The organism is Vibrio sp. Vb0937 (assembly GCF_033338855.1).
This window is the reverse complement of the sequence record NZ_JAWOTK010000058.1, coordinates 1-3,077: the sequence shown is the minus strand read 5'-3', so window position 1 is coordinate 3,077 and position 3,077 is coordinate 1. Positions and strand designations below refer to the sequence as shown.

3 protein-coding genes are annotated in these 3,077 nt (G+C 38.3%); all 3 read right to left on the bottom strand.

Going from position 1 to position 3,077, the window contains the following annotated elements; all coding sequences use genetic code 11:
- Positions 1 to 783: 783 nt before the first annotated feature.
- Positions 784 to 1,320: a hypothetical protein gene (locus tag R7P67_RS22955; protein WP_242456515.1), complete on the bottom strand. Its 537-nt coding sequence runs from the start codon at positions 1,318 to 1,320 to the stop codon at positions 784 to 786.
- A 174-nt stretch (positions 1,321 to 1,494) separates the two neighbouring features.
- Positions 1,495 to 2,433, bottom strand: coding sequence for an STM4504/CBY_0614 family protein (locus R7P67_RS22950; protein WP_140210983.1), 939 nt, complete (start codon positions 2,431 to 2,433; stop codon positions 1,495 to 1,497).
- 114 nt (positions 2,434 to 2,547) lie between these two features.
- Positions 2,548 to 2,982, bottom strand: a complete 435-nt coding sequence (locus R7P67_RS22945; protein ID WP_262654348.1) for a hypothetical protein — start codon at positions 2,980 to 2,982, stop codon at positions 2,548 to 2,550.
- Positions 2,983 to 3,077 lie beyond the last annotated feature (95 nt).

The following is a 3,077-nucleotide window of genomic DNA, read 5'->3' as shown; positions in this document are numbered from 1 at the left end:
AATCAATGCTGCAGCAAGATTGATTAGCACCACTTTCTTCAGTAAATTGAGCAAAATTCCCTCCTAGAGCATAACGCTCTGCTAAGGGGTGAACAACGCAATACCGATGCCGCCGCATGCCCCTTAATCACTAAAATCAACGCATAGTAAAAATGCCACGCGTTGTGAATCCCTCTTAAGCAGCTTGTTAGTACGCTGCCCTTAAAGCCTTTGGCAAACGCCAAGATACTGAAATATAGCACGAAATTTGTGGTTAAAAACACAGAAGCCTAACGGACAACTGCCAATCTAAAAACCGACCTCAAGACGAAAGTTGGCTAGAAGAAGAACATGCCAAACCACCCTTTTTCACCGCTTTCAAATTTGCAAAGGATTCGATCACAGGATTTGAACAGCCACACCAAAGAACGAATTTTAGGGTTAAACACCAACGGCACAAAAGAAGCCACGCCAGAGAAATTACCCAAAAGTTAGAAACCGTAAACGGTAAAATCAAAGCGAACTCAGCTCATATAGTGCCACCGGAGCGAACGTGAAAGGCACATTTGAATAGGTGTAAAGCTGGAAAAGAAACCAATAAACACAGAAACTTTTAACGCTTGATACCAATCAAGTACTAACGCCCTGTTAAGGGGTGAGCAACGCAATACCGAAGCCACCGCATACCGCCTTAAACACTAAAACCAACGCATAGTAAAAATGCCACGCGTTGCGAATCCCTCTTGAACAGTTTGTTATGTATTTTGGTTGCAAAAATTTATTAGCAAACTTTATACATAGAATTTAATAATACTTCCTTAGAAACCTAAAGATTAGAGAAAGTAAAATAAATGCAATAAGACTTAAGTAAGCTCTCCATTTAACCTGCTCGGCATTAGATTTATTTATCATATTAAGACCATCAGAACTAGAAAGAAGAACTTCATCTCCAGCTTTAACGTAAACAGTATAATAAATATTGTCTAAATGCGTTTTAACTAGCCCAACACTTAGGTTTTCTGTATCTTTGCGCGAACCATATCCTAGGGAATAGTTATTATTTATTAAATTAAAGTCATACCCTTGAACTTTAATATCGTACTTGTGTTTTTTATCAAAAATAATTTCATAAGATAGTCCACGACCAGCAGTACCATGCTTACCTGTTACCTCAGCTTTATGGTATAACACATCGTTATCAGTGTATGGCCCCTCAACAACTCTATTTTCTATAACACATATCGACATAATAAAAATGGCTATGAGAACTCCAGGCGCATAATATGAACCACAAATTCTCCTAACAATACGAATCATGCTTTTACTCGTTTCTAGTTGCATTGACAGTAGCTCCAACGTTAATTAGTCAGTTGTCACTAAACCAATGATTAAAATACATAACGCCCAATTAAGGTGTGAAGCACGCATCCACGATACTTACCTAGAACGCCGTAAACACTGAAATAAACCCAAACCAAAAATGCCAAGCGTGCTGAATCACTCTTAAATTGTTTGTTATGCGATTTTTGACTCTGCTGTAGTAAGAAAAACTAACGTTGAAGCAGTCATATGTAGCATATATGCAACTAAGTATTCTGGAATTTCAACCGACTCTGAGCCTTGACCGTGACCACTAAGTTTATTCCTACCTGTTGGGACGCTACTTTCAAGCAAGCTTCTTAATGAGGTCATTTGCTGCTGCCAAAAAGCTGGTATTAGCCCGTTATCGAAGCATATTTGAATCAAACCTTTAGACGTTACATTTGTTTGGTACTTCCATCCCTGCTTATCACAAATTGATTTCATTGTACTTTCAAATGACTTTAGACAGTCATTCAATGACTCTTTATACCTACCATGACGATAGTGTTCGTATGCAACCAGAAACTCTTCTTGAGCGCCGTCATAATGCTTTTGATTCAGTAGCCTCAAAGCTGGTTTAACAGCTTCTGAGTGAAGTAATTCTGAATCAACTCTAATAATTTCATTTCCAGTAAATTGAAAACCTATACCATGTTCTTTAAATCTCTTGTTTAACTCATCTATCGCTTTATCGGCAATATCAGCAGCATTATGGCGACGCAAGTATCGGTGCTCACGAGTAAATGTATTTATAACTTTGAAAGTAAGCTCAACTATATCTAGTTGCTTTTCAACGTTCTCTTCACGCAAAAAGTAATTAGCTAGCTCCTCAATGTAATGCCGGTCTCCATACTGTTCACTATGTGGGAGCTTAAACAAACCATATTCTCGGCACAAAGTTTCGACTACAAACTTGTAAGCTTGTTTGACATCATCATAATGCCAATATTGCTCTCCTTGCCCGAGTGTATCACTCCAAATATGAATAATTTGTACTCTTAGCGGGTTAGGTAATGTGTCATATGTATATACATCTGGCACATCGCCTCTTAATCTTTTTTGTCGTTTTGAGAAGAGATCAAATATACCCATTCGTTTTTCCTTCTATTACTCTGCACTATGTGAAATCGCATAACGCCGCATTAAGGTGCAAACAACGCTAAACACCTAACCTAAACCACTGCACCTTAAACACTGAAACCAAGTTTAAACCGAAATCGCCAAGCGTTGTGAGTCACTCTTAAATGCTTTGTTAGCTTTTTCGCTTTCCCTGACTAACTGTTTAACTTTAGCTTCTACTATAATTTCTTGTGCCGCCCATATCTTAGGTGCCGCGTAACCAGCAACTACTGATAACGCAACAATTTTAGCAACTGTTGCAACATCGGGTTGAATTGAGCCAATAAAATATAGTGATACAACAACTCCTAAAATAAAACCTAATGCACAGCGTAAACAAAGCCAAATACCTCGTTTTTCTTGTAGTTGCTCAGACGCAAAATTTATTTTGTTTTCGTCTTTCGGGGAGTTCAATGGATCAATTGAATCCATTATTGCAAATGCAAAACTACCCATTACTCCACCTACTGGACAAAATAAGAGTAATGCTAAATCAAAATAACTAATACCCAATTGTTCCACGTAACCTCCTTGTTAAAGCTAACGCCCTGCTAAGGGGTGAGCAACGCAACACCGATGCTAAAGCATACCGCCTTAATCACTTAAACCAACGCATA